Origin of the sequence: Micromonospora sp. NPDC005215 (genome assembly GCF_040607915.1) — a bacterium.
Taxonomy (GTDB): domain Bacteria; phylum Actinomycetota; class Actinomycetes; order Mycobacteriales; family Micromonosporaceae; genus Micromonospora.
In genome coordinates, this window is record NZ_JBEXHQ010000060.1 from 1 (window position 1) to 25810 (window position 25810).

A 25810-nucleotide genomic window follows, 5' to 3' on the forward strand; every position below is an offset into this window, starting at 1 on the left:
CGGCCCGTGCCGAGACCCGCGTCGCGGCCCGTGCCGAGACCCGCGTCGCGGCCCGCGCCGACGGAGCGGTAGACGTCGAGGGTCTGGCCGGCGATGGAGTCCCAGGAGAAGTGCTCCACCGCGCGCCGGCGACCGGCCAGGCCGAACCGCTCGGTACGCGCCGGATCGGCGAGCAGCGTGTTGATCGCCGCCGCCAGGTCGGCGACGAACTTCTCCGGGGCCAGCGGTCGGCCGGAGCCGTCGGTGGCCTGCTCGATGGGCACCAGCAGGCCCGTCTCGTCATCGGTCACGACCTCGGGGATGCCGCCGGTCGCGGTCGCCACCACGGCCGTCTCGCAGGCCATCGCCTCCAGGTTGACGATGCCCATCGGCTCGTACACCGACGGGCAGGCGAAGACGGTGGCGTGGGTGAGCACCTGGATCACCTCGGGCTTGGGCAGCATCTCGGCGACCCACACCACGCCGGAACGGTTGGCCCGCAACTCGGCGACCAGCTCCTCCACCTCGGCGGCGATCTCGGCGGTGTCCGGTGCTCCGGCGAGCAGCACGAGCTGGGTGTCCGCCGGCAGCTCCCGGGCGGCCCGCAACAGGTAGGGCAGTCCCTTCTGCCGGGTGATCCTTCCCACGTAGGCCACGCTGGGGCGGGACGGGTCGATGCCGAGCCGGTCGAGCACGTCGGTGTTCTGATCCGGCGCGTACTGAATGGTGTCGATGCCGTTGTAGACCACCCGGACCCGGTCCGGGTCGATCTGCGGGTAGGCGGTGAGCACGTCGTTGCGCATCCCACCGCTGACCGCGATCACCGCGTCGGCGGCCTCCATCGCGGTGCGCTCGATCCAGGAGGAGAGCGCGTAGCCGCCGCCGAGCTGCTCGGCCTTCCACGGCCGCAGCGGCTCCAGGCTGTGCGCGGTCACCACGTGCGGCACCCCGTGCAGCAGCTTCGCGGTGTGGCCGGCCAGGTTCGCGTACCAGGTGTGGCTGTGCACCACGTCGGCGCCGGCCGCGCCGGCGGCCATCTCCAGGTCCACGCCCATCGTGCGCAGCGCGGCGTTCGCGCCGGTCAGGCCGGGCGGTTCGGGGTACGCGGTGACGCCCGGCTCGGTGCGCGGCAGACCGAAGCAGTGCACCCGGACGTCGGCGCGCCCGCGCAACTCCCGGGCCAGGTACTCGACGTGCACCCCGGCGCCGCCGTAGACCTCCGGCGGGTACTCGCGGGTGAGCAGATCGACGCGCAGCGGGGTGGGTTCCGTCATGACCCCGCACCCTAATGCAGAAGACTCCCCGTACGAGTGGTGAAGTCCGACGCGGGTGGATAGCGTCGGGGCATGGCTGCCAAGGTGCTCGCGATCGTCCTGGCGGGTGGTGAGGGCAAGCGCCTGATGCCACTCACCACGGACCGGGCCAAGCCGGCCGTCCCGTTCGGCGGGATGTACCGCATGGTCGACTTCGTCCTCTCCAACCTGGCCAACGCCGGCTATCTCAAGATTGTCGTGCTGACCCAGTACAAGTCCCATTCCCTCGACCGCCACATCACCAAGACCTGGCGGATGTCCACGCTGCTCGGCAACTACGTCACCCCGGTGCCCGCGCAGCAGCGTCGTGGCCCCTGGTGGTTCGCCGGCTCGGCCGACGCCATCTACCAGAGCTTCAACCTCATCAACGACGAGCAGCCCGACTACGTGATCGTCTTCGGCGCCGACCACATCTACCGGATGGACCCGCGGCAGATGGTGGAGGACCACATCGCCTCCGGCGCCGCGGTCACCGTCGCCGGCATCCGCCAACCGCTGTCGTCGGCCGACCAGTTCGGCGTCATCGAGGTCGGCGAGGACGGCAAGCGGATCCGGGCGTTCCGCGAGAAGCCCACCGACGCGGTCGGCCTGCCCGACGCGCCGGACGAGATCTACGCCTCGATGGGCAACTACGTCTTCACCACCCGGGCGCTCTGCGAGGCGGTCGAGCGCGACGCGGAAGACAAGACCAGCAAGCACGACATGGGCGGCAGCATCATCCCGATGCTCGTCGAGCGCGGCGAGGCCAACGTCTACGACTTCCGCGACAACGAGGTACCGGGCAGCACCGACCGGGACCGCGGGTACTGGCGGGACGTGGGGACGCTCGACTCGTTCTACGACGCGCACATGGATCTGATCAACGTGCACCCCGTGTTCAACATGTACAACTTCGACTGGCCGATCTACACCGAGCAGCCGCCGTGGCCGCCGGCGAAGTTCGTCCACCAGTGGGGTGAGCGGGTCGGCCGGGCGGTCGGCTCGATGGTCTCGCCCGGGGTGGTGATCTCCGGCTCGCTGGTGGAGAACTCGATCGTCTCGCCGAAGGTGCGGGTGCACTCCTGGGCGCACGTCGAGGGCTCGGTGCTGATGGAGGGTGTGGAGATCGGCCGGCACGCGGTGATCCGGCGGGCCATCCTGGACAAGAACGTGTTCGTCCCGGAGGGCGCCGAGATCGGCGTCGACCTGGAGAAGGACCGGCAGCGCTACACCGTCTCCGACAATGGCATCGTGGTGATCGGCAAGGGCCAGAAGGTCGAGCCGTGAGCGACAGGCACTCCCCGAGGAGGATCCCGCAGTGACCCACCCCCGTGCCGGCCAGCCCGCCGAGCCCGCCGACCTGGTCGACGTGCCGCGCCTGGTGACCGCCTACTACGCCGAGCATCCGGACCCCGCGGACCCGGCCCAGCAGGTCTCCTTCGGCACCTCCGGCCACCGCGGGTCCAGCCTGCGCAACGCGTTCAACTCCGACCACATCCTGGCCGTCACCCAGGCGCTCTGCGACTACCGGCGGGAGCAGGGGCTGGACGGGCCGCTCTTCCTCGCCCGGGACACCCACGCGCTGTCCGCGCCGGCCGCCGTGGACGCTCTGGAGGTGCTCGCCGCCAACGGGGTCACAGTGCTTGTCGACAGCCGCGACGGCTACACCCCCACCCCGGCGCTGTCGCACGCGATCCTCACCCACAACCGAGGGCGCACCAGCGGGCTCGCCGACGGCATCGTCATCACCCCGTCGCACAACCCGCCGGACGACGGCGGCTTCAAGTACAACCCCACAAACGGCGGGCCGGCCGACACCGACGTGACCCGGTGGATCCAGGACCGCGCCAACGCGATCCTCGCCGCCGGGCTCAAGGAGGTCCGCCGGATCACCTACGCGCGGGCGCGGGCCGCCGACACCACCGGGGAGTACGACTTCCTCGCCCACTACGTCGACGACCTGCCGGCGGCGATCGACATCGACGCCATCCGCGACGCCGGGATCCGGATCGGCGCGGACCCGCTGGGTGGGGCGAGCGTGGCGTACTGGGGTGAGATCGCCGAGCGGCACCGACTGGACCTGACAGTGGTCAACCCGACGGTCGACCCGACCTGGCGGTTCATGACCCTGGACGGCGACGGCAAGATCCGGATGGACTGCTCCTCGCCCAACGCGATGGCGTCGCTGATCGCCGCCCGCGCCGACTACCAGATCTCCACGGGCAACGACGCGGACGCCGACCGGCACGGCATCGTCACCCCGGACGCCGGCCTGATGAACCCCAACCACTACCTGGCGGTGGCGATCGGTCACCTGTTCCGGACCCGTACCGAATGGGGTCCGGCCGCCGCGGTGGGCAAGACGCTCGTCTCCTCGTCGATGATCGACCGGGTCGCCGCGGACCTGGGTCGGCCGCTGCTGGAGGTGCCTGTCGGCTTCAAGTGGTTCGTGCCCGGCCTGCTCGACGGGGCGGTCGGCTTCGGCGGTGAGGAGAGCGCCGGGGCGTCGTTCCTGCGCCGCGACGGCTCCACCTGGACCACCGACAAGGACGGCCTGCTGCTGTGCCTGCTCGCCGCCGAGATCCTGGCCACCACCGGGCGCAGCCCGAGTGAGCACTGGGCGGAGTTGGCCGAGCGCTTCGGCGCGCCCGCGTACGCCCGGATCGACGCCCCGGCCACCCGGGAGCAGAAGGCAGTGCTCGCCAAGCTCTCCCCGGAGCAGGTGACCGCCACCGAGCTTGCCGGTGAGCCGATCACCGCGACGTTGACCACCGCGCCCGGCAACGGCGCACCGATCGGCGGCCTCAAGGTCAGCACCGAGTCCGGCTGGTTCGCCGCGCGCCCGTCCGGCACCGAGGACGTCTACAAGATCTACGCCGAGTCCTTCCAGGGCCCCGACCACCTCACGCAGATCCAGGAGGAGGCCAAGAACCTTGTCGACCAGGTCCTGACCTCCTGACCTCCTGGGTCAGCAGGGTGGGGGTATCTCCTGTTGGGCGTGTCGTCGTAGTTCTTCGGGGAGTAGCTCGCGGAGCTGCTCCGGCAGGAACGGCAGGTCGAGCAGAGTCATCTTCAACTGGTTGCGTTCCTGGTAGCGCAGCGGGTCGAAGCGGACCACCAGGCCGGCGTTGCGGCGGTACGTGATGTCCACGGTCCCCTCCGTGGCCGCGTCGCGGAACACCAGCCCGTCCATCTCCACCACGACCGGCGACGAGTCGGGCCGGAGCTCCAACCGGATCTTCTCATCCGGCGACAGCACCACCGACCGGGAGATACCTGCCATCGGCGCCGACGGCGTGATCACCACCGAGTCCGCCGCGGGGGAGATCAGTGGGCCGCCGGCCGCGTAGCTGTACGCCGTCGAGCCGATCGGGGTGCTCACCACCACGGCGTCGCTGCGGTAGTAGCCGTACTGCTGGCCGTCGATGCCGAGGGTGACGCTGACGAAGCCGGAGCCGGGCTGGCGGACCAACGCGATGTCGTTGAACGCCACGACGTCGTCACCGCACACGTTGCAGGCGAGGCAGGCGTGCGACTCGACGGTGAAGTCCTTCGACAGCAGCCGACTCAGCGCGTCGGGCAGCTCCGGCGGCTCGATCTCGACGAGAAACCCCAGGTGACCCAGGTGTACGCCGAGCACCGGCTTGGGGTCACGGATGGCGGAGCGCAGCGCACCCAGCATGGTGCCGTCGCCGCCGATGCTGATCAACGCGTTGGAGCGGGTGGCGACCTCCTCGGCCGGCACCGGTTCGACGCAGGACGGTACGCGGTGCTGGTCCTCCTCGCGCACCATCAGCGTCTTGTGGTGGCGCGTCGCCCACCGTTCGATGATCCCGACCACCTCGGTGACATCCCGGGTGGGGTGCAGCACAAGTCCCAGCCCCGACACCCGTACAGCTCACCACATCCGTGGTGGCCGCACCCGGCGTACACCGAAGGTGCGCCGACGGTCCCCCGACCGCCGGCGCACCTCGCCGCCGTCAGGGTCGGGGTCGACCGGTGAGGTGCCTCAGCGAGCGGGCGACCAGGTCGTCGCGGGCCGCCGGGGGCAGACCCTCCAGCCCGAAGCCCAGATAGACGGTGTCGCCGGTGACCACCACCGAGCCCTCCTCGAACGCCCGCTGGCTGCGCGACCAGTCGGTGGCGTTGCCACCGGACCCGGCCGGTGGCCCGGCCACCGTCCAGCCCCCCAGGTCGGCCGACTCGAACGAGGTCTCCGCCACTGTCGAGGAGTCGACAAGCACCCGGGCGTCGTCCAGGAAGACGCCGAGCCCCTGGGTGGACCAGTCCGAGGCGTACGTGATCGACACCTCGACCTGCTTGCCGGCGTAACCGGACAGGTCCGCCACGAACTCCTTCCAGCCGCCGGAGGCGCCGGTCGCCGCGTTCCAGCTGCCGGTGCTCCCGGTGGGCGAGCAGTCCGCACCCTGGTAGTGCGCGAGGAACGGGTGCAGCTCGTCCCAGTCGCTGAGGCAGCTCTCCCCGGTGGCAGTGCTGGTCTTGCCGTTGGCGTCCGGCAGTGTCGTCCAGTTGTCGCTGCCCACCTCGTGCGCCTCGACGAAGAGGAAGTCCCAGTCCTGCTCGACGTCGTAGGAGGTGAAGAAGCGCAACTCGGCGGCGCTCGCCCCGGTGAGGTCCACATTGCGGGTGAGCCGCTTGTACGACTCGTCGCTCTGCCCGCTGTGCAGGTACCACTCACCGGTGCGCGGATCGAACGGCGCGCTGCCCGGCCGGGTCCAGCCCACCGGCGCGGAGCTGGCGAACTGTGGGAACTGGTCCGGCGGCAGGAAGCTCGACGTGGTCAGGAACGACGCGCTGTGCTCCTGGTTCTCCGCCGACCCGGGCGCGTTGAGCTGCCCGCCGAACCCGGCGAACGCCCCGTCGATCCCGGCGACCGGGTACGGTCCCCCCTCCGGGGAGGTGCCGCCGTCGCTGACGTAGGTGTGCGCGCCCAGCCAGTACTGCTGGAAGTCGTTGAGCAACGGCAGGCAGCTGGCGGAGTCGGCGTCGGTGCACTCGGGCGGCGCGTCCGGGTGATAGACGTACGACCCGTTGGCGCCCTGGGCGTACAGCGCGTACTGGCCGCTGATCAGGAGCTTGCCGCCCTCGTTGAGGTAGTCCCGGACGGCCAGCTCGGTGTTGAGCGCCGCCTTGGCCGTGGTGCCGGGCACCTGGCCGGGGGAGCGCAGGATGACGTCGTCTCCGGTCTCCCAGACCACCGCCTTGTAGTGCGACAGCACGCCCAGCGGGTGAGGTGCTTCACGTCCCATCGCGTCGAAGTCGTACACGTCGCTGCTGCGCCCGGCGGCGCTCAGCGACGCCGCGACCTCGTCGGCGTACTTCGCGGTGGTGCCGGTCTGCGCCGGGCTGAGACCGGTGACGTCCTCCATCGCGAGGACCAGCACGTCGCCGCCGATGTCGCGGTGCACCTGGTAGGTGAAGTGTTGACTGGCGATCACCCCGGCACGCGGTTTGTTCCCGGTGAACCAGACCTCGACCCGGTCACCCGGCTTCGCACCGGTGACAGTGCCACGCAGCTCGGCGTAGTAGTCGTCGTTCGTGTCGCCGTACCGCTCGCCGCCGCGCCACTCGCGGACCGCCACCGTCTTCGGTCGTCCGCCGTTGACCGTGTAGTGCATCCGGACGTTCTTCAGCGCCCGACGGGTGATCGAGGCGACCTGCTGGGTTCGCCCGTACGAGGTGTCGAACGCGTCCACCACGAAGTCCGGGGTGCTGCGGCCGACCACCGACACCGGGTCGTCCGGGTCCGCCGCGGATCGGGCCACGGCCAGCGCGAACGGCAGGTTCTTCTGCACCTCACCGGCGATGAGGGCCTCGTCGTCGGGGAAGATGAAGCCGCTCGCGCAGTCCTCCGGACGCCACTGGTCGTCCGGGTCGACCGCCGAGGCGGCCTCGCAGGTGGACATCTCCGGGGTGAAACCCAACGTGCCGTACTTGACGGTGGCGTGGCTGTCGGTGTCACCGTTTGTGGTGTACAGCTCGGCGGAGATGTCCGGGTCGTAGCCGGGCACCGCCGGGTGCGCGTCGTCACCGGCCATCGCCTCGTAGATCACGTCGTCCGGGGTGGGGGTGCTCACCTGCCAGCCGACGCCGTAGAGCAGCAGCTCGGCCGCCGAGTGGTAGTTGACGAAGAACTCGAACCCGACCCGCTTGAAGAGCCGATCCAGGGCCTTGGTCTCCGGCTCGGAGTTGGGGCTCGGGCCCCGGTAGGTCTCGCTGTTCGGCTCCGGCGACGAGCCCTCGTTGTCGTACCCCCACTTGTAGCTGAAGTTGCGGTTGAGGTCGACGCCGTCGCCCGAGGTGATCTGCCCGTCGCCGTTGTTGTCCCGCAGGTTCTTGCGCCACAGCCGGTTACCGGTGGTGAAGGTGTGGTCGTAGCCGTCCGGGTTGGCGACAGGCAGGAACCACAGCTCGGTGGTGTCCAACAGGCGGGTGATCTCCCGGTCGGTGCCGTAGCTGTCCAGCACGTGGTGCATCAGCCGGCGGGTCATCTCCGGCGTGATCCATTCGCGGGCGTGCTGCGCACCGGCGTAGAGCACCGCCGGTCGCCGGCCGTCCGGGACGGTCCGCGCGTTCCTGGTGACCTTGAGGGCGAGAATCGGCTGGCCCTGCTGGCTGCGGCCGAGCGTCTCCACCTTGGTCAGCGCGGGGAAACGGGCGGCGGTGGCGTTCAGCTCGTCCCGGAGGCCGCCCGGCTTCCCGTAGGGGCGGAACGCCGTCCAGCCGGCCGCGGCCTGCTCCCGCAGCGCCTGCGAGGCGTCCTTGCCGCGAACCTTCTTCACCGACAGGGGGACGCCCTGGTCGGTGAGCCGTTTGGCCTGCCGGCGGCTGAGCACCGTCTCGACGGTGGTCTGTCCGGCCGAGTCGGTCTTCGCGTCGTGGCCGAGGTCGACCCCCGCCGCGCGCAGCTGGTCCCGCTGTTTCGCGTCGACAGTGCCGACGTACACCTCCAGGCCGTCCCTGGTGTCCGGATCGGACGACGGCCGCGCGCTGGCGGGTGGGGTCAGTGCCAGTGCGCCGAGCAGGGTGAGCACGCCGGCGATCGCCAGTCGTCTCGGTCTCATCGCGCCTCCTTGGGTGAAGGACCTGTAGGCGCGAGCCTTCGGTGCGGCGTGATCGATGTCAATAGTTCGATGGGCGCGAGGTGGCTGACCGTGTTGGTGTCGGTGCCGCCTGTGATCATGTGGTGGACTGGCTACCGGAGCGTCGCCGCGATGATGTCCGCGATGCGCTCGCCCGCCGCGCCGTCCCACATCGGTGGCGTGGGCCAGCTGGCGGGCCGTTGCGCCGCCACCGTGCTCGCCACGGTCTCGGCGAGCGTCGAGCGGGTGACGAGCCGGTTGGTGCCGTGCGTGATCGTGATCGGGCGCTCGGTGTTGGGCCGCAGCGTCAGGCAGGGCACGCCGAGCATCGTCGTCTCCTCCTGCACCCCGCCGGAGTCGGTGACGACGACCGCCGCGCCGCGTACCAGGCTGACGAACTCCAGGTAACCCAGTGGGGGGATGACCCGCAGCGCGCGATGCGAGAGCAGGCCCGCGCTTTCGAGGTGACGCCGGCCGCGGGGGTGCAGCGGCAGGACGACGGGGAGTTGGTCGGCGACCGCGTGCATCGCCTTGACCAGGTCGACGGCGTCTGTCGCATCGTCGACATTGCCCGGTCGGTGCAGCGTGGCCACCACGTAGCGGTCGGGGAGCGAGAGCGCCGCCCGGATGCCGGCGACGTCGAAGCGGTCGAGGTTGGTCAGCAAAGTGTCGATCATCGGGTTGCCGACCAGATGGATCTTCTCTGCCGCGACGCCTTCGGTCCCGAGGTGCGACACGGCGTCGGGGCTGGTGGCGAACAACAGGTCGGACACGTGGTCGACGACGATCCGGTTGATCTCTTCGGGCATGGACCGGTCGAAGCTGCGCAGCCCTGCCTCCACATGCGCGACCGGGATGCCCAGCTTCGACGCGACGAGGGCGGCGGCGAGTGCGGAGTTGACGTCGCCGTAGACGACGGTGAGGGCCGGGCGGTCGGCGATCATCAGCTCTTCCAGGCCGGTCATGACGCTCGCGGTCTGGCTCGCGTGGCTCCCCGAGCCGACCCCCAGGTTGATATCTGGCTCGGGTAGGCCCAGTTGCCGGAAGAAGACCTCGGACATCCGCTCGTCGTAGTGCTGTCCGGTGTGGACGAGGCGCTGCGCCACGCCGTGCCGCTCCAGCGCGCGGATCACGGGTGCTGCCTTGGGGAAGTTGGGACGTGCACCCGCGACGTGCAGAACGGCGTCGGTCGGCATGAATCTCCTCGGAATATTCGGTACGAATCAACGGCGGCACGCCAATAGTACAAGTTATCCAGTTTAAGGCATCTAATCGTCATAGAATGCCGAATGACGGATGCGTTGCGGTGTGCGTCGCCGGAAACGGCGACCTGCCGTGCACGATGTTCCTACTTCCCGAAGGCAGGCAGACCCGCGTGAAGCAGATCGTCCAATCGGTGTCCGGCGGAGAGTTGCGAGTCGTCGACGTTCCCCAGCCGGAGCCTGGTGCCACCGAGGTCCTCGTCGCCACGCGCAGGTCCCTGCTCTCCGCGGGAACCGAGCGCGCCGTGCGCGAGCTGGCATCGGCGAGCCTGCTGCGCAAGGCGCGGGCCCGGCCGGACCTGGTCCGCCAGGTCGTCAACCGGGCCCGCACCGGGGGAGTCCGCTCGACGCTCGCCGCGGTGCGCAGCCGGCTCGACGAGGACATGCCGCTGGGCTACAGCGCCGCGGGTGTCGTCGTCACCGCCGGTGCCGCTACCGACGGCATCCGACCCGGGATGCGCGTGGCCACGGCGTCGGTGGGGCACGCCGAGTACCAGGCGGTGCCGGGTCTGCTCGCGGTACCCGTACCGGAGTCGGTGTCCGACCAGGCGGCCGCCTTCGGCGCGGTGGCGGCGATCGCCATGCAGGGCCTGCGGCAGGCCGAGGTGGGTCTCGGCGGCTCGGTCGCGGTCGTCGGTCTCGGCCTGGTCGGGCAACTGACGGTACGACTGGCGCTCGCCTCGGGGCTGCACGTCATCGGCATCGACCTGCGCGACTGGACCGCTCAGTTGGCCGGCGAGTGCGGTGCTGTCGGCCTGGTCGAGGCGGGTGCGGCGACCACCGAGCAGATCATGGAACTGACCCGTGGCCGAGGCGTCGACGCGGTCCTGATCACGGCGGCGACGGCCTCGTCGGAGCCGGTCGCGCGCAGCACCGAGATCGCCCGCGACCGCGCCCGACTGGTCGTGGTCGGTGACGTTGGTCTGGACCTCGACCGTCGACGGTTCTACGAGCGTGAGCTGGATCTCCGGTTCGCGCGCAGCTACGGTCCCGGCCGACACGATCGGGCCTACGAGGAGTGGGGCATCGACTATCCGATCGGCCACGTGCGCTGGACGGCACGGCGCAACGTCGAGGCCTACCTCGATCTGGTGGCCAGTGGCCGGGTTGCTGTCGACGACCTGGTCACGCATGTCTTCGAGGTGGAGCGCGCGACGGCGGCCTACGAGGTGCTGGCCTCCGATCCGCGGTCGCTCGCGGTGCAGCTCAGCTACTCGGCTCCCGCGCAGCCGTTCCGGCAGACGATCACGGTGCGGCCGCGCCGCAACTCGACGTCGCCGCGGGCCGGCCTGATCGGGGCCGGCAACTACGCCAAGGCGACGTTCCTGCCCGCGCTCAAAGCGGCGGGCTGGGGAGACGACCTCGTCGCCATCACGTCGGCCAAGGGTCTGTCAGCGCGGCACGCGGCCGAGCGCAACGGCATCGCCGTGGTGGCACCGACCGTCGAGGATCTGCTGGTCCGCGACGACATCGACGTGGTGTTCATCCTCAGCCGCCACGACTCGCACGCCCGCCTGGTGGTGCAGGCGCTCGACGCCGGCAAACACGTCTTCGTGGAGAAGCCGCTCGCGCTGACCCAGGACGAACTCGACGAGGTGAGGGCCGCCTACGACCGCAACTCCGGTCACCTGTTCGTCGGGTTCAACCGTCGGCACGCGCCAATGGTCGGGCACGCCAGGTCGGCCCTGGCCGCCGGCTCCGGGCCGATAACCGTCGCCTACCGGGTCAACGCCGGGCAGTTGCCCGCGGCCCACTGGTACCACGACCGACGCCAGGGTGGCCGCATCCGAGGCGAGGTGTGCCACTTCATGGACCTCGCGTCGTGGCTGGTGGGCGAGCAGCCACGGGTCGTGCACGCGTACGGCAGTGGCCGCGGCGAACCGGGCCTGGAGGAGGACGTGAGTGTCCTGCTCGGATACCCGGACGGATCCACGGCGACGATCACGTACTCCACCCGCGGGCACCGGCGTACGCCCAAGGAGCGCCTGGAGGTCCTCGGACGCGGGCACACCGTGGTGATCGACGACTTCCGGCGCCTGGAGATCGACGGTCGGGAGGTGAAGCGCGTGCCCGGCGGCAAGGGACACCAGGAGCTGCTCGCCCGCACGCGAGCGGTGCTCACCGGGAACGCGCCCGACGACCGGGAGCTCGACACGTCCTTCGGCACGACGAGGGCCGCGCTGTCCGCGATCGCCGCCCTGGCGGGCATCCAGGAACACCCGTCGCGGCTGCCCACCCAGGCCGACGTGGAGAGCGTGCGGGCCGGCTCCACCTCGTGACCCGCTGACCCGGCGCCGGAGGTACCGGGTCAGCGCGGTGCGTCGCCGTCGACCAGCGGAGCGAGCAGCCGCCCGAGGGCGTGCGCCATCGCCGTACGCGACTGGTTCGCCCGTATCCAACTCCGGCCGGCGGCACCCATCTTGGCCAGCTCGTCCGGGCTCGCCTGGGTGAGCTGAGCAAGACCGTGGGCGAGGTGGCCCGGCGGGGTCACGTATCCGGAGTCCGCGCCCAACACGAGGTCGCCGACGGTCCCCGGACTGTTTGTGACGATCGGCAGCCCGGCGGCCATGTAGTCGAACACCTTGTTGGGGCTGACCCCGGCCCGGAACAACTCGACGTCGGCGAGCACGTGCACGCCGACGTCCGCGGCGTGCAGGAGGTCGGGGATCTCCGACTTCGGCACCGGGTCGAGGAAGCGAACGTTGGGGATGCCGAGGGCCTTCGCCTGTAGGCGTGCCTTCTCCATCCCCGCGCCCACCAGCACAACGTCGATCTCCGGTACCGCCTCGGCGGCGGCCAGCAGCAGGTCGAGCCCGTTGGCCGGGCCGTGTGCGCCGGCGTAGACGGCGGTACGGCGGGTGAACCGGTATCGTCGCCGCAGCTCCGGGCGAGGCCGGCTGGGTACGAAGTCCTCGGGGTCCGCCGCGTTGGGAATGAAGGCGATCTTCTCGGGCGCCACGCCCTTGCCCTCGATCGCCGCCCGTACGCCGGGCGCCATGATCACCACTCGGTCGGCGCGCTGGTACAGGAACCGTTCGAGGCGCTCCAACGCCCGGTACGCCACCGACGTCTCCGACAGGGTGCCCATCTCGACGAGCACGCGTGGCCACAGGTCCCGGACCTCCAGGACGAACGGCGTGCGCCGGAGTGTCGCCACGACGCAGCCGGAGAGGCCGGCCAGGAGGTGTGGCGACGAGGCGTAGACCACGTCGGGTCGGGGCTGCCGCAGGCTGGCCACCGTGGCCGTCACCGCGTAGCTGGCCCAGTTGACCACCCGGCCCAGGCCGTTGCCCCGGTACGGCGTCACGGCGACCAGGTGAAATCCCGGCTCCGCACGTTGCGGTCGGCCGGTGATCATGTTGCGGCGGCTCGCGATGATCACATGCGTCCAGCCGGGCAGCCGGCTGAACAGCTCGACGTGCCGGGTGCCGCCCGGATGGCCCGGGGGCACGGCGAAGTGGTTGAGGACGAGGACTCTGCGTGCCGTCATCGTGGTGCTCGCACGTGGTGGACATCCCCTGATCCGAGGTCGGTGACGGTGAGGGCGGCGCCCGAGTCGTACCAGGTCACCTGATACCGGAAGCCGTCGAGCGCGTCCGGGTCGGGTGGCGGCCCGGGGATCGCGCCAAGCCCCCACAGCACTGTGTCGTCCCGACTCTCGGCCGTGATCCACGTCGCCGGCTCCCAGCGTCCGTACGTCCGGCTGTGCCAGCCCGCGAAGGGCGTCGACCGTCCGCGTACCGCCTGGTGTCCGTCCAGTCCGATGAGGCCGAGCTTGGTCCCGCCGGCGATGAGCGCGTCGTTGTCCACGACGACGTCGGGGTGCAGCGGAACGGTGAGCGACCAGGACCGCCCGGCCGCCGGCGGGTCGGCGAACTCGACGATCGCCACGTACTGCTCGGCCACCACGACCGCGCGGCCGACGCGCACCGGGTGCTCGCCGCGCGCGTACGCGTCGTGCCACCCGAAGACGACTGTGCGATCCGGCAGGACCAGCGGTGCGCCCAGGTAGCCACTGCCGGTGTTGAGCCAGCGGAACGCCCGGTGCGGGACGAGCTGGTCCTGCCCGTCCGGCCGGCGTACCGGGTGGGCGGCGGAGGTGCGCAAGCCGTTGCGTACCTCCAGCGGGCCGTTGTAGGTGCCAGTGCCCGGGTCGGCGACAAGCCACCGGTCGTCGTGCTTGATCCAGACCGAGGTCAGGTCGGCGTGGCCGTGCGAGGGACCGCCGTCCACCTTGAACCACACGCGCCACGGCCCCCGGTCGACAAGCGCGATGCCACCCGAGGTCGTCGCGGTCGACCGGGCGCGCAGCGCCGCGGGAAACTCCGCGGAGGTGGCCTCGGGGTCAGGCGGGGGCGCGTACCACGCCAGTTCGTCGAAGTCGGCGTACCACTGCGCCGGCAGCCGTTCGCCGCACAGCGCGAGCCCGAGCGCGGCGGAGCCGGCCACGTCGAGCGGGTCGCCGGAGGACGTGAGCACCCGCCCCTCGTCCCAGTCGCCGTACTGCGGGATGTCCCCGTCGAACACTCCGAGCCGGGCCAGGTGCAGGCTGGCGGCGTGCAGGTCACGGTGGACGCTGGACGGCGCGCCGCCGAGCAGCACCCGCACGATGAGCATTTCCAGGACGAAGCGGTGGTACGACACCGAGTCCTCGATCATCCGGCCGTCGGCTCCGAAGTGTCGGCGTTGCTGAGCCGCGAACATCCTCTCGCCGGTACGCGCCCACCAGCGTGCGCGCCGAGCCGTGGGGAACATCCGGGCGAGCAGCATCAGCCCGAGCGCGTCGCCGAGCAGGTGGTTGTTGCGCATGCTGCTCAACGTGTAGGGCAGCTCGACCATCAGGTGGCGGGCGCTGGACAGCAGCAGCCGCTCCATGGCGGTCCCGACGTCGCCGGGTAGTCGGTCGCCGACCAGCGCGAGGATCTGGTTCCAGGCGATGGCGCGCAGGGCGAGTTCGAGGCTGGAGTACCAGTTGACGCCCCGCTCCGGCGGGGACTGCGTACACCAGGCCCGCAGCAACTCGTCGAGGCGGCCCTGCCACGGGCCGGTCGGGTCGAGGCGGGCCGCGCGGGCCAGGACGACCAGGTCGCGGTGGCGTGCCGCCTCCCAGGTGTGCTTCACGTCCGACAGGCGAGCCTCGGAGCGGATGTCGATGCGCCACCACGGGTCGCCCGCCGGCCACTGCCGCCCGGTCAGCGGGTCGGTGCCCCACGGTGCCGACACGCCCGTCGCCACCCGGGCCCCGAAGACCCGGAGCCCGTCGTTCAGCACGTGGCCGGCGTCGTCCAGGCACCGCCGCCGCGCACCGTCGCCGATTGGCAGCATGCTGGTCAGCGGCACCACCGCGGCCGCATGGTGCCGGTGCGCCTCCCCGCGGAACAGGACGGCGTGGAATCCGGTGCGCTTGGATGCCTCGTACGCCGCGCGCAGCGGTGCCGACAGGCCCAGCGCGCGCATGTCCACGGCGATCGCGCGGAGATCGGGTTTCACCTTCAACGTCCCCTTGGGCAATGGCGATTCTGTCGTTTCGTCCCGACCGGAACCGCCTGTGTAGGAAGCTGCAAGCGCGGATCAAATCGGGCATTTAGGACGGTCTTCGGTGGTACGCGGGGTTGTGCTGGCACGCGCCGGTCGGGGCGGGTCGTCGGTCTGTCGTCTGTCCAACGCCGCCGGTGCCGCTTCAGTGACGACGTCGCTAGTGCCGCCGCACGGACGACATCGCGGGTGCCGCCGCAGGGACGAGAAGGAGTGGTCGTGACAGTGCAAACCCGGGCGCGGCTCGGATCCCGCTCGCCGATGCCGCCTCCGGCCGGTGTCGGATCCGGTCCCGGAGGTGCGGCCGTGGCCGGCGCCGGACCAGGCGGGTGGCGCACGAGGATGACGACTCTCGCCGTCGCCCTGCTGTGCGTCGCGGCCTTCCAGGCGTCGTCGGCGAACGCCTGGCTGACCGTCGCGCAGGCCTCCGCCGCGGCGATCCTGCTCAGTTGCCGCCTTCCGCGCCCCCGACTGCCCGATGTGCTGGCGGTCGCGGTCGCGGCCTGGGCGCAGCTCACTGTCGCCTGGTCCAGCGACGTCGCGCAGACGCGGAGCGTGGCCCTCGCGTACACCTCGGCCGCTCTCCTCTTTGTCGCGGTCCGCCACGTCGCCACGTCGCCGAGGCACCTGCTCGCGGTCGGGGGTTCGTACATCGTCGGATGCGCCATCGCCGCGTGGCACCTGATCATCGAGGCGCGCGGGGCCGGCGGACAGGCCAGCGCGATGGACATGGCGGTGCGCTTCGGCATCGAGGGCACCAACATCAACTTCACGGCCTACTCCAGCGTCACGGCGTTCGTACTGGCGCTGGGCCTGTTGAAGATCCGCGGCCAACGGCGGCTCGTCACCATCGGCCTGATCACCGCGTTGCCGGTGCTGGCGTCCGGGATCTTCCTGAACCGGACCAAGGGCGCCCTGGTCGCCCTGCTGCTCGTGGTGGTGTACGCGCTGCTCAGCGAGGTCAGTCCCCGGGTGACCTGGGGAGCGGCGGTGGCCGTGGTGCCGACGCTGCTGGTGACGGTGCCGCTCGGTCTGGGACAGAGCGCGTTGGTGTGGGCGGACGACGTCGTCGGCTCGGCGGCGACCGGCGACGTGCTGAGCCGTATCCAGTTGTGGCGGTACGCGTCCTCCTACTGGTGGGACGCCCTCTGGGTGGGCGGCGGCGCGGGAACCTTCGAGCTCTGGAATCCGTTGGGCATCCGCCCGCACAACGCCGTGCTCGCCGTCGCCGTGGACCTGGGTCTGGTGGGCCTGTTGGGCCTTGCCGCCCTGTTCGGGGTGGTGCTCGCCCGGCGGGCGGCGCAGTGCCCGGTCGGCCTCCGGGTCGCCGGGCTCTTCCTGGTAGGGGGATTTCCGCTCTGGCTGACCGGAGTGTGGGAGTTCGAGCGGGGGTCGTGGCTGGCACTCGCCCTGCTGTCGATGCTGCCGGTCCAGGCCGCCAACCGTCGGACCGCGGACGACCCGGGACGGCGAGCGAACCGCCGGCCAGGTTCGGTCGGGGCCCGCGCCACCGCGTGCCCGACCGGTGCGAGCGTTCTGGACTGGCCTGGGGCCATCACCCGGTGACTACCCGATCGTTGGCTCGTTCAGTGACTACTGACAGTCAACCGATTGGCCGGCACCGTGTCGGATCGCCGTCCGCGCCGCCGGAACCTGGCTTGGTACGACGGCGGACCGTGCCGGGTCGTCGGATGCTCAACAGTGTGGAGGGTCGGCTAGTGGCAAGCTCGGAATCGAGGCCGGGGCGACTCGCGACCGTCCAGGGCTGGCCGCTCGGCCGGGAGTGGAGTGGTCTGCGGTGACCGCCGTCGACGAAATCAGTCGTGGCCGGCACCGCTCGCCGGTCGGCGACCTGCAGCTCCGGGCCGCGCCGCGACCTGAGCACCGCGTACCTCCGACGGTGGCGGCGCTCCGCGCGGCACCGGCGGGTCGAACTGTCACCTGGCTGCCGTTGGCGCTGGCGCTGTTGTGGATGCTCGGCACGTTCGGCGCGTTCTGGATGACGAGACTGGCCCGCGATGTCACGAACCCCTACCAGCTCTCCGCCTTCGTGCTGGTGGCGACAGCGCTGTTCGCCGGCGGATACGTGGCGCAGATGTCCCGTCGTCCACCCGCGATAGCCGCCGCGTCACACTCCATCAGCCGCGTCCGGCTGGTGCGTCAACTGGTCCTGGCCAGCGCGGTCTACTACGTCGTCGTGAGCCTGACCCGGCTGACCCAGTTCGGCGCCACCGGCCCCAGCAGTGTGTGGGCGAACATCCAGGCGCCCGCCGCCGGCTACGTCAACAAGTTCGACGTCTATCAGCAGGGGTTCAGCAACACGAGCCCGTGGATGAACGTCCTGTTCCCGCTGGGCGTCCTCAGCGTGGCCCTCGTACCGCTGCTGGTGCTGCACTGGCGCAGTCTCCCCGGCTGGCTGCGACTCGCCGGTGTGGTCGCGACGGGGACGCACATCGCGTTCTACCTCTTCATCGGCACGATGAAGGGGCTCGGCGACGTCGTCATCATGCTCGCGGCCGGGATGTTGGTCGCGTGGGCGTCGGTCCGGCACCGGCCGCGGGCCTACTCCCGCCGGCGTCGGGCGCTCATGCTGGTCGTCGGGGCGTTCGTGCTCCTGGCCACCTACATGATCCACAATCATGCGACGCGGGCGGCCGAGTTCGGCACCACGGGTGCCGTGGTGCACGTGAACCCCGCTGTGGAACGTGTCGTGGGTAGGTCGATGGCCGAGGGCATCGCCGCGATGGTGGGCTATCCGACGCACGGCTACCTCGGGTTGTCCTACAACCTGCAGGTGCCCTTCGAGTGGTCCCGTGGTCTCGGCAGCGCGCCGTCCGCGGCGATCTTCGCCGAGCAGACCTTCGACGTGGACCTCACCGAACATCCGAGCTTCCCCGACCGGACGGAGAACGAGATGGGGTGGCCGGCGCGCATGTACTGGGCCACCATCTACCCCTGGCTCGCCTCGGACCTCACCTTCCCCGGCGCGGCGCTGTTCATGGGGTTGGTCGGGTGGCTCCTCGCCGGCTCGTGGCGCGCGGCGGTGTCGTCCCGCCGGGTGATCCCGTCGTTGATCTTCGCGCAGCTCTGCATTCTCATCGTCTACGTGCCGGCGAACAACCAGCTCGGGATGGCGCCGGAATCCATCATCGGGATGGCCACGCTACTGGCCCTACACGTCATGCGGTCGCTCTTCCGCGAACGCCGGCCGCCCACCGCGGGCCCGACCTTCGCCGCGCGGGCTGCCGGCAGGTAGGCGCCGGGCGGCACGTGCGTGCCGTCTCAGCCCCACTGCCGGAAGAACCTGCCGAGAGGCTCCGCGTACGCCCGGTAGTCGAACGATTCGAGGGCCTGGCTCCGCGCGGCCTGGCGCATGACGCTGCGCTGCGCCGAACTCAGCCCCGCCGCCGCGCGGAACGCCCCGGTGACCTCGGCAACCGTGTGGTCCCGACAGACCAGGCCCTCAAGGTTGGGGCGCAGGTATCTCCCCATGTCGCTGGTGAGGTTGGCGATCACCGGTGTGCCGCTGGCGAGACTCTCGCAGAACTTCGTCGAGAAGCCCGCGTCCGCCGCCCGCTCGGGCCGGCGGACGAGGACTGTGAAATCCGCTCCCTGCAGGGCGTTCGACACCTCGACCTGCGGTAGCCGACCCAGGCACCGCACACCGTCGGGCAGCGTCCGACCGCCGAAGAGGCTGCGCACCTCGTCCAGCGTCGGGCCGTAGACGCGCAGCTCGACACTCGCGCCGTCGCGCTGGACGTTGCCCACCGCCTCGATGACGGTGCCCAGGAGATCCTTCTTGTTTCCGTGTGGATTCCCCGCGTAGGCGAGCGTGAGCGGCGGCGAGTCGCCAGCCGTCTGCCGGGCCTCCAACGTCAGGCTCTTGACGTCGAGGGTGGGTGGCACCCGCAGGACGGGTCTACCGCTACGGCGGTAGTGGTCTTCCAGGTAGGAGCTGATCGCGATGATGCCGTCGCACCGCGGGTAGTAGTGGCGCAGGGCCAGCTTCATGCTGACGTGCAGCGGGCCGAGGTAGCCGCCACGCACGTAGCGTCCGTTGAACCAGTCGACGACGTCGACGATCAGCGGCACCCGGTGGCGACGACACCAGCGCTGGAGGTGGAACATGTACTGGGCCTGACCGCCGTGCACCAGCACGTGGGACGGCTTGGTCGGCTGGGCGTCGAGCCATCGAGCCGTCCGCTGACCCCAGCGCACCAGCGTCTGAACGGAGCTGCCGAGCGGCCCCGCCTCCGGCGACGGCCGCTCCGCGAGACCGAGGTGGGAGACCGAGCCCGGTCCGTCGACGCCCGGCAACGCCGTGCTGGTCAGCGGCTCCGGCCCACCGCTGGCAACCACCACGTCGTAGCCGGCGGCGGCCAACGACGCCACCAGGCCGTAGACCCGCCGGGACCCCGCCTCACCCCACGGGAAGAGGAACGGACCCACACAGGCGACCCATCCAGTACGTCTCATCGCAGCACCTCGACTTGCTTCTAGGTCAGTTGCCGGCCGGCGGCCCCGGCGGTGGCGGATCCGGTTCGCGCCGCCGCGCCCAGCGTCGCGGCGAACCGCGCGGCCACGTTCTCCTTGGCGTGCTCCTGCCGGGCGAAGGCGGTCCCGTTGCGGGCGAGCCGCTCCCGCAGGGCCGCGTCCCGGCAGAGGTCGGTCAGGCCGCGGACCAGCGCCGCGCTGTCGTCGGTGCCGACGATGACGCCCGCGTCGGCCACCTGGAGGTGGTTCATCGACGCCACCTCGGCCGGCCCGTAGCCGAGGATCGGACGGCCCGAGGCGAGGTACTGGGGGATCTTCGTCGAGACCGAGTAGCGGGTGTAGCGGCGGATCTCGTCGTCGAAGGACTCGATATGGACGAGGACGTCCGCGCCGCGCAGCGCGGCGGGCACCTCGTCGCTGGTCAGCGACGGCCCCAGCCGCACCCGGGCCAGGGGGGCGAAGTGTCGCGCGTACCGGGTGAGGTCCTGCTCCGGAGCGTGGATGGTCAGCCGGACGGGCAGACCGGCAGCGGCCAGGCCGTCCAGTGCGGCGCCGATGTCGCGCAGCGGTTGCCAGCGGTTGAGGTGCAGAGCGCCGACATAGGCCAGCTCTGTCGTTTCCCGCTGCTCCGCCTGGGGGCGGGGCGGGGCGAAGAAGGTCTCGTCGACGCAGTTCGCGAACGCGCTGAACGGAATGCGGTATCGCCGGGCGTACTCCTGGGCCATCGGCTGACTGATGACCATGCCGAGCGGAGCCAGGCGGATGAGTCTCGCGATCGTCTCCTGGACGGATCGGTCGGCCCGACCGAAGAGTTCACCGTTGTCGTACAGGGTTGCCGGCCAGTCGTCGGTGAAGTGCGGCACGACCGGGACGCCGCAGGTACGCGCCGCGAGCGCCGTGATCCTCGTCAGCCGCACGCTGCCGAGCATCGAGTAGACGACGTCGGGCCGGAAGTCGCGCATCCACTCGATCAGCGCCGGGGGGACGCGGATCGGGCTGAGATCGGCTGTCGCGCGCAGTTGCGCGTAGATCTTGGCCATGGTGGGACGGTTCTCCGCCGCGGCGTGTACGGCAGCGATCGGCCGGCTCTGTTGCAGCGGCGTGCGACCGTTCCAGCCCGACATCCGCATGGCGTAGTACTGGATGGGCAGGTAGTGGTCCCGCGGCGGGAAGTGGAAGAAGTTCTCGCACACTTCCGTGGTCGGCGTGATGTTTCCGGTGTGCACCTGGGCGAGACGGTCCTTGGGCCAGCCGGAGAAGAGATTCGACAGGGTCATTGCGGTGCCACTGACGCGGCTGAAGGGCGTGTGGCTCACCACCAGCACCCGCGGGAATTCCTCGTCCAACACCATCGGTGCATCCACCTCTCTCAAGTGGTCCGTATTCTCAGCGCCCGCCGGTAGCCGAAGATGGCCGCCGGGACAACCGTCCCGGTGTAGATGACAACGGCGACGTACGGAGCCGCGGCCACCCCCCACCAGTGCACTCCGAGCATTTTTCCGACAATGGACAGCGGTAGGTACAACAGATAGCCCCACAGTTGGGGGCGGACGACTCCGGCCGCGTTCTGCACCATGAACCGTGGCGAGATCGCGGCCAGCACGATCCACCAGCAGGCGAGGCCCAGCAGCAGTGACCGGTTTCCGATGGAAATCGGAAGCCAGGCGGCGAGGAGTTGCTCGCCGAACAACACCAGGACGGTCGATGGCAGGACGGCGATAAGCGTCGACACGATCGTCATCCGGCGCACGGTGCGGCGTATCCAGTCCAGGTCGCCACGCGCCAGGGCCTCACCGTGCATCGGCCACAGTGGTTGGTTGACAAGTGTCACGAGTGCGCCGAGCTGGTTGAACAATCTGGCCGGCACCGCGTACGCGGTGACGCTGGCGAGGCCCAACGCGTGCGCGATGATCAATGGGTCGGCATTGTCCGCCAGGACCATTGTCAGCGTGACCATGAAGAAGAGGCCGCCCAGGCCGAACAGCTCCCGGACCCCCCGACTGTCGACGAATCTCGGCCGGGGCGCCAGGTGCGGCAGCCGCCAACCGAACGTCCAGACCGTGTTGGCGATGTTGACAAGTAACGGGCCGATGGCGATGCTGGCGATCACCGCTATCGGGGGCAGCTTCGCGTACACCGCGCCGAGCGCGAGTGGTAGCGAGAGCGCGCTCGCCGTCGCCTGCCAGACATTGCTGGCCGCCACCTGCTGATACGCGTACTGGACGCGGGCGACAAGCGACAGCGGAATGTTGAGCAGGAACGCGGTCAGGCACACCAGGGCGACGAGGTGGGCGTCCCGTGCCGCCGTCCCGGTCGCGTTGAAGAGCAGCGGCCACGGGATGAACCCACCGAACAACCAGAGCAGGCCACACGTCGGGAGCGCCACCCCGCAGACCGCCGCGTAGGCGCTGGAGACGTACCGCCGGGCCGTGTCCGAGTCGCCGTCCACCCGACACGGCGCGAGCCTCGTCATGAGCCCGAGGCCGACGCCCAGGTCCGCGAAGGCGACCATCCCGGTGACGGCGAGCACCGCGGCCCACAGCCCGTACAGGTCGGTGCCCAGGTAGGACAGGGTCACGGGGAGGAGGACGAGTGGTACGAGAGCGCTGACCGCCCGACTCAACGCAGCGGTGGCGATCCAGGACAGCAGCCGACGAGCGCGACTCGGGGCCGGGGGAGTGGGGGCCGCCGGCGCGGGTGGCGCGACGGTCTGGACGCCCCGCCCCGCGGCGGGTGCTGCGACGTCCGGCGGCTCGGGCCGCTCAAAGCTGCCGGATGGGGCCCGCATCTCTCGGTCCTATCGATCTGCGGCGAACGCCGGAGGGACGCGGCTGCCGCGACGCGGCCTCGCGTTGGGGTTCCTCACGGTCATAACTGCCGGTGAGGGGATTTGGGTGCGGCTCTCGGCACCGTCCGCCGCGCCGGTCACCGGGACTGCAGGGGTACGCCCACCGGACCGTCCACCGTCGGGTCGATCGGCTGGGCGCAGAGCAGCGCCAGGTGCTCGGCGACCTTCGCCGCGTCGTCGTACGGGTCGAGCCCGCTCACCTCCATCGGGTCGAGCGCCGGCACGGCCACGTGGGACACCAGCGGGTGGAACGGCCGGGTGTCGACCTCGCCGGTGCCGAACAGGTCCTCGTGCAGCTTCTCTCCGGGACGAAGGCCGGTGTAGACGATCGGCACCCTGCTGGACGCCTGCTCGGCCATCTGCCGGGCCAGGTCGGCGATGCGGACCGGCTCGCCCATGTCCAGCACCAACGCCTCCCCGTCCCGGCCGATCTCGGCGGCCTGGAGCACCAGGTGGACCGCCTCCTGGACGGTCATCAGGTAGCGGGTGACGTCCGGGTGGGTGACGGTCAGCGGCTTGGCGTCCTCGATCTGTCGCTGGAAGGCCGTCACCACCGAGCCGCGGCTGCTGAGCACGTTGCCGAACCGGACGCTGAGGAACGTCCCCGGGAACCGGGACGCGGCGTGCGCGGTCAGTCGCTCGGTGATCCGCTTGGAGTACCCGAGCACGCTGATCGGGTCGGCCGCCTTGTCGGTGGAGATGTTGACGAACCTGGCGACGTCCTGGCAGGCGTCCAGCACCGACAGGGTGCCCCAGATGTTCGTCTTGACCGCCTCGCCGGGGTGCCGCTGCAACAGGGTCAGGTGCTTGAGCGCCGCCGCGTGCAGGATGACCTCAGGGCGGCGCTCCCGAATGATCCGGCGAAGGCCCTCGTCGTCGCGCAGGTCGGCGAGGATCAGCTCAGGACTGTCCAGCAGGGCTCGGCCGGCGAGCGACATCTGCAGGCCGTGCAGTGCCGACTCGTCCCGGTCCAGCATCATCAGCTCACCCGGGTTGGCCTTCATCACCTGACGGCACAGCTCCGAGCCGATCGACCCACCGGCGCCGGTGACCAGGACCCGCCGCCCGGTCAGGCTGTTCGTGTTCAGCGGAAGGTCACCGATCACCTGCCGGCGGCCGAGCAGATCGCCGATCTGCACGTCCCGGACGTCGGTGACGGTGATCCGGTGGTCGACCAGGTCCCGCACGGGGGGCAACACCTTGAACACCGCCCCCGCGCCGAGCGTGGCCTCGCGGATCTGGCGGATCAGCGCCGCGTCGGCGTTGGCCACCGAGAAGATCACCGCCTTCGCGCCGGTACGGCGGACCGCGGCATCGATGTCGTGCCGCCCGCCGAGCACCCGCACCCGCCGGATGCGTAGGTCGCGCTTGTCCGGATCGTCGTCGAGGGCCCCCACCGGCAGGTATCGGCCGCGCGGGTCGCCGAGCATCGCCCGCAGCAGCTCCTGCCCGGCGTTGCCCATCCCGAACAGCAGCACCGCTGTCGACGACCGGACGTCGGGACGCATGGAGAGGTCGCGGCGGTGCCGGTACGCGAACCGGGCGCCGAGCATCAGGAGCAGGGCGAGGGCGCCGCCGACCAGCGGGGTGCTCGCCGGTACCGGCCGCTCACCGGACGACAGCAGGCCGAGCAGCACGATGGCCGCCGTCAGGATGGCGGTGCCGGCGACGCCCTGGACCTCCTGCAGGCTGCCCAGCGGGTGTCGCCCGGAGTAGAGCCGGCGTACCGCCGCCACGGCCACGTGCACGACTGCCGCGAGCAGGCCGATCGCCGCGGCCCGGCCCAGTTGGCCCGCCGGGAGATCGAACTCGAACCGGGTCCACACCGCCGCGGCGAAGCCGCTGACCCAGGCGGTGGTGTCGGTGGCGAGGAAGCCCGCGGTGCGGCGGCGGGCCCGGGCTCGCCGTGTCGAGCGGTCCGCGTGCTCGGTGTGCTCAGTCTCCTGCGACATGTGCTGGCTCCCTGACCCGTCTCCGACCGCTTCCGCCGCGTACGACAGAAGGGACTAAAAGCCCTTTGTCCTTGTTACAGGCAGTTTCGTGTTTTTGGGCGATTTCCGGCGAACAGCACACCGGCCATCTCCCGCACCCTCCGGTCGTCACACCGCGCCGGCTCCCGTCCGGCGGCTCAGGAACTCCTCGATCGCGGCCGACACCCGGGCGATCTGCGGCTCGGTGAGAGCGCTTCCGCTGGGCAGCGTGAGCCCATCGGTGAACAGTCGCTCCGCGGCGCCGGTGAGCAGCGCCTCCGCGCCGTCGTGCATGGGCTGCAGGTGCATGGGTTTCCACACCGGCCGGGTTTCGATGTCCCGCTCGGCCAGGTGGGCCGCCAGGTCGTCGGCCCGCCAGCCGCACCGCTGCGGCTCGACGGTGATGACGGTGAGCCAGCAGTTGGACTCGCTGTCCTCCGCGCCGAGCAGCCGGACGCCCGGCACCGGGGCGAAGAGCTTGGCGTAGTGATCGCGCAGGTGTCGGCGGCGGGCGATCATCGCGTCCAGCCGGAGCAACTGGGCTCGACCGAGCGCCGCGAGCAGGTTGCTGAGCCGGTAGTTGTACCCCGTCTCGCGGTGCTCGTAGTGCCGGGCGGGCTCGCGGGCCTGGGTGGCGAGGTGACGGGCCCGGCTGAGGAGCGCGGCGTCGTCGGACACCAGCATCCCGCCGCCGGAGGTGGTCATGATCTTGTTGCCGTTGAAGGAGAGCACGCCGACGCGCCCGAACGAGCCGGCGGCCCGACCCCCGTGACGGGCGCCGAGGGCCTCCGCGGCGTCCTCCACCACCGGGACGTCGGCGTCGGCGCAGACCGGGATCAGAGCCCGGTAGTCGGCGCAGCTGCCGAACATGTCGACGGGAACGACAGCGCCGATCCGCTCACCGCGCGACCGCAGCCGTCGCAGCGCCTCGTCGACGAGAGCGACGTCCACGTTGCCGGTCCGGGGGTCGCAGTCGACGAAGACCGGCCGCGCCCCGATGTAGCGGGCCGCGTTCGCGGTGGCGACGAAGGTGAGCGTGGGCACGATGACCACGTCGCCGGGGCCGACACCGACACCGAGCAGGGCGAGGTGCAGCGCCGCCGTCCCGGAGTTGACGGCCACCGCGCCGCCGGTGCCAACCCGGGCCGCGACTTCCTGCTCGAACGCCTGGAGGTCCGGGCCGACCGGTGCGACCCAGCCCGAGCGCAGGGCGGCGATCAGGTACGACTCCTCGAGTGGCCCGATGTCGGGTGGCGACAGGTACACGGTGCCGCTCATCGGGCACCGCCGGTCACGAGACCACCAGGCATCGGCACGATCCCACCTC

At 70.8% G+C, this 25810-nt stretch carries 16 protein-coding genes; 5 read left to right on the forward strand and 11 right to left on the reverse strand.

The genetic code is table 11. The features are described from left to right. On the reverse strand, positions 1-1253 hold a 1253-nt coding region (glgA, locus tag ABZU25_RS30575; protein WP_355032810.1), incomplete at its 3' end, for a glycogen synthase. Between the two features lie 72 nt (positions 1254-1325). On the opposite strand from glgA, the gene glgC reads away from it, so the two are divergent. Both glgC and pgm read left to right on the forward strand, forming a co-directional pair. Continuing rightward, entirely contained in the window at positions 1326-2558 is a 1233-nt protein-coding gene (glgC, locus tag ABZU25_RS30580) for a glucose-1-phosphate adenylyltransferase (protein ID WP_355032811.1), read from the forward strand. A gap of 31 nt (positions 2559-2589) precedes the next feature. Continuing rightward, positions 2590-4230, forward strand: a complete 1641-nt coding sequence (gene pgm, locus ABZU25_RS30585) for a phosphoglucomutase (alpha-D-glucose-1,6-bisphosphate-dependent) (RefSeq protein ID WP_355032812.1) — start codon at positions 2590-2592, stop codon at positions 4228-4230. Between the two features lie 9 nt (positions 4231-4239). Here the strand turns inward: pgm and ABZU25_RS30590 are convergent, their stop codons facing one another. From ABZU25_RS30590 to wecB, 3 genes are all read right to left on the reverse strand, one after another. After that, entirely contained in the window at positions 4240-5160 is a 921-nt protein-coding gene (locus tag ABZU25_RS30590) for an NAD(+)/NADH kinase (RefSeq protein ID WP_355032813.1), read from the reverse strand. Between the two features lie 91 nt (positions 5161-5251). After that, complete coding sequence (locus tag ABZU25_RS30595) at positions 5252-8356, reverse strand: M14 family zinc carboxypeptidase (protein WP_355032814.1); 3105 nt, start codon at positions 8354-8356, stop codon at positions 5252-5254. A 131-nt stretch (positions 8357-8487) separates the two neighbouring features. Next, positions 8488-9570: a UDP-N-acetylglucosamine 2-epimerase (non-hydrolyzing) gene (wecB, locus tag ABZU25_RS30600; protein WP_355032815.1), complete on the reverse strand. Its 1083-nt coding sequence runs from the start codon at positions 9568-9570 to the stop codon at positions 8488-8490. A gap of 179 nt (positions 9571-9749) precedes the next feature. Between wecB and ABZU25_RS30605 the strand changes: the two genes are divergently transcribed. Beyond that, entirely contained in the window at positions 9750-11915 is a 2166-nt protein-coding gene (locus ABZU25_RS30605; RefSeq protein ID WP_355032816.1) for a bi-domain-containing oxidoreductase, read from the forward strand. 29 nt (positions 11916-11944) lie between these two features. Here ABZU25_RS30605 and ABZU25_RS30610 read toward each other — a convergent pair whose 3' ends face one another. Both ABZU25_RS30610 and ABZU25_RS30615 read right to left on the reverse strand, forming a co-directional pair. Further along, positions 11945-13126: a glycosyltransferase family 4 protein gene (locus tag ABZU25_RS30610; protein ID WP_355032817.1), complete on the reverse strand. Its 1182-nt coding sequence runs from the start codon at positions 13124-13126 to the stop codon at positions 11945-11947. Then, a complete protein-coding gene (locus ABZU25_RS30615; RefSeq protein WP_355032818.1) occupies positions 13123-15126 on the reverse strand; it encodes a heparinase II/III family protein in 2004 nt (667 codons plus the stop codon). The genes ABZU25_RS30610 and ABZU25_RS30615 overlap by 4 nt, the downstream gene beginning before the upstream one ends. Before the next feature lie 387 nt (positions 15127-15513). Here ABZU25_RS30615 and ABZU25_RS30620 point away from each other — a divergent pair, with 387 nt between their 5' ends. Next, positions 15514-16737: an O-antigen ligase family protein gene (locus tag ABZU25_RS30620; protein ID WP_355032819.1), complete on the forward strand. Its 1224-nt coding sequence runs from the start codon at positions 15514-15516 to the stop codon at positions 16735-16737. A gap of 232 nt (positions 16738-16969) precedes the next feature. After that, positions 16970-18427, forward strand: a complete 1458-nt coding sequence (locus ABZU25_RS30625) for a hypothetical protein (protein WP_355032820.1) — start codon at positions 16970-16972, stop codon at positions 18425-18427. 26 nt (positions 18428-18453) lie between these two features. Here the strand turns inward: ABZU25_RS30625 and ABZU25_RS30630 are convergent, their stop codons facing one another. The 5 genes from ABZU25_RS30630 to ABZU25_RS30650 form a co-directional block, all read right to left on the reverse strand. Further along, entirely contained in the window at positions 18454-19647 is a 1194-nt protein-coding gene (locus tag ABZU25_RS30630; RefSeq protein WP_355032821.1) for a glycosyltransferase, read from the reverse strand. 20 nt (positions 19648-19667) lie between these two features. After that, entirely contained in the window at positions 19668-21017 is a 1350-nt protein-coding gene (locus ABZU25_RS30635) for a glycosyl transferase family 1 (RefSeq protein ID WP_355032822.1), read from the reverse strand. Between the two features lie 17 nt (positions 21018-21034). Next, positions 21035-22453, reverse strand: a complete 1419-nt coding sequence (locus ABZU25_RS30640; RefSeq protein ID WP_355032823.1) for an oligosaccharide flippase family protein — start codon at positions 22451-22453, stop codon at positions 21035-21037. Positions 22454-22590: 137 nt separating this feature from the next. Beyond that, the gene (locus ABZU25_RS30645) at positions 22591-24465 is read right to left on the reverse strand and encodes a polysaccharide biosynthesis protein (RefSeq protein WP_355032824.1); all 1875 of its coding nucleotides are present in this window, start codon (positions 24463-24465) and stop codon (positions 22591-22593) included. Positions 24466-24612: 147 nt separating this feature from the next. Then, a complete protein-coding gene (locus ABZU25_RS30650; protein ID WP_355032825.1) occupies positions 24613-25761 on the reverse strand; it encodes an aminotransferase class I/II-fold pyridoxal phosphate-dependent enzyme in 1149 nt (382 codons plus the stop codon). Positions 25762-25810: the final 49 nt, after the last annotated feature.

Excerpts from the sequence above, each read along its gene's own strand:
- ABZU25_RS30630 (WP_355032821.1), bottom strand. The coding sequence starts at position 19,647 with ATGAGACGTACTGGATGGGTCGCCTGTGTGGGTCCGTTCCTCTTCCCG.
- ABZU25_RS30640 (WP_355032823.1), bottom strand. The coding sequence starts at position 22,453 with ATGCGGGCCCCATCCGGCAGCTTTGAGCGGCCCGAGCCGCCGGACGTC.
- ABZU25_RS30635 (WP_355032822.1), bottom strand. The coding sequence starts at position 21,017 with ATGGTGTTGGACGAGGAATTCCCGCGGGTGCTGGTGGTGAGCCACACG.
- ABZU25_RS30650 (WP_355032825.1), bottom strand. The coding sequence starts at position 25,761 with ATGAGCGGCACCGTGTACCTGTCGCCACCCGACATCGGGCCACTCGAG.
- ABZU25_RS30620 (WP_355032819.1), top strand. The coding sequence starts at position 15,514 with ATGACGACTCTCGCCGTCGCCCTGCTGTGCGTCGCGGCCTTCCAGGCG.
- ABZU25_RS30595 (WP_355032814.1), bottom strand. The coding sequence starts at position 8,356 with ATGAGACCGAGACGACTGGCGATCGCCGGCGTGCTCACCCTGCTCGGC.
- glgC (WP_355032811.1), top strand. The coding sequence starts at position 1,326 with ATGGCTGCCAAGGTGCTCGCGATCGTCCTGGCGGGTGGTGAGGGCAAG.
- wecB (WP_355032815.1), bottom strand. The coding sequence starts at position 9,570 with ATGCCGACCGACGCCGTTCTGCACGTCGCGGGTGCACGTCCCAACTTC.
- ABZU25_RS30645 (WP_355032824.1), bottom strand. The coding sequence starts at position 24,465 with ATGTCGCAGGAGACTGAGCACACCGAGCACGCGGACCGCTCGACACGG.
- ABZU25_RS30610 (WP_355032817.1), bottom strand. The coding sequence starts at position 13,126 with ATGACGGCACGCAGAGTCCTCGTCCTCAACCACTTCGCCGTGCCCCCG.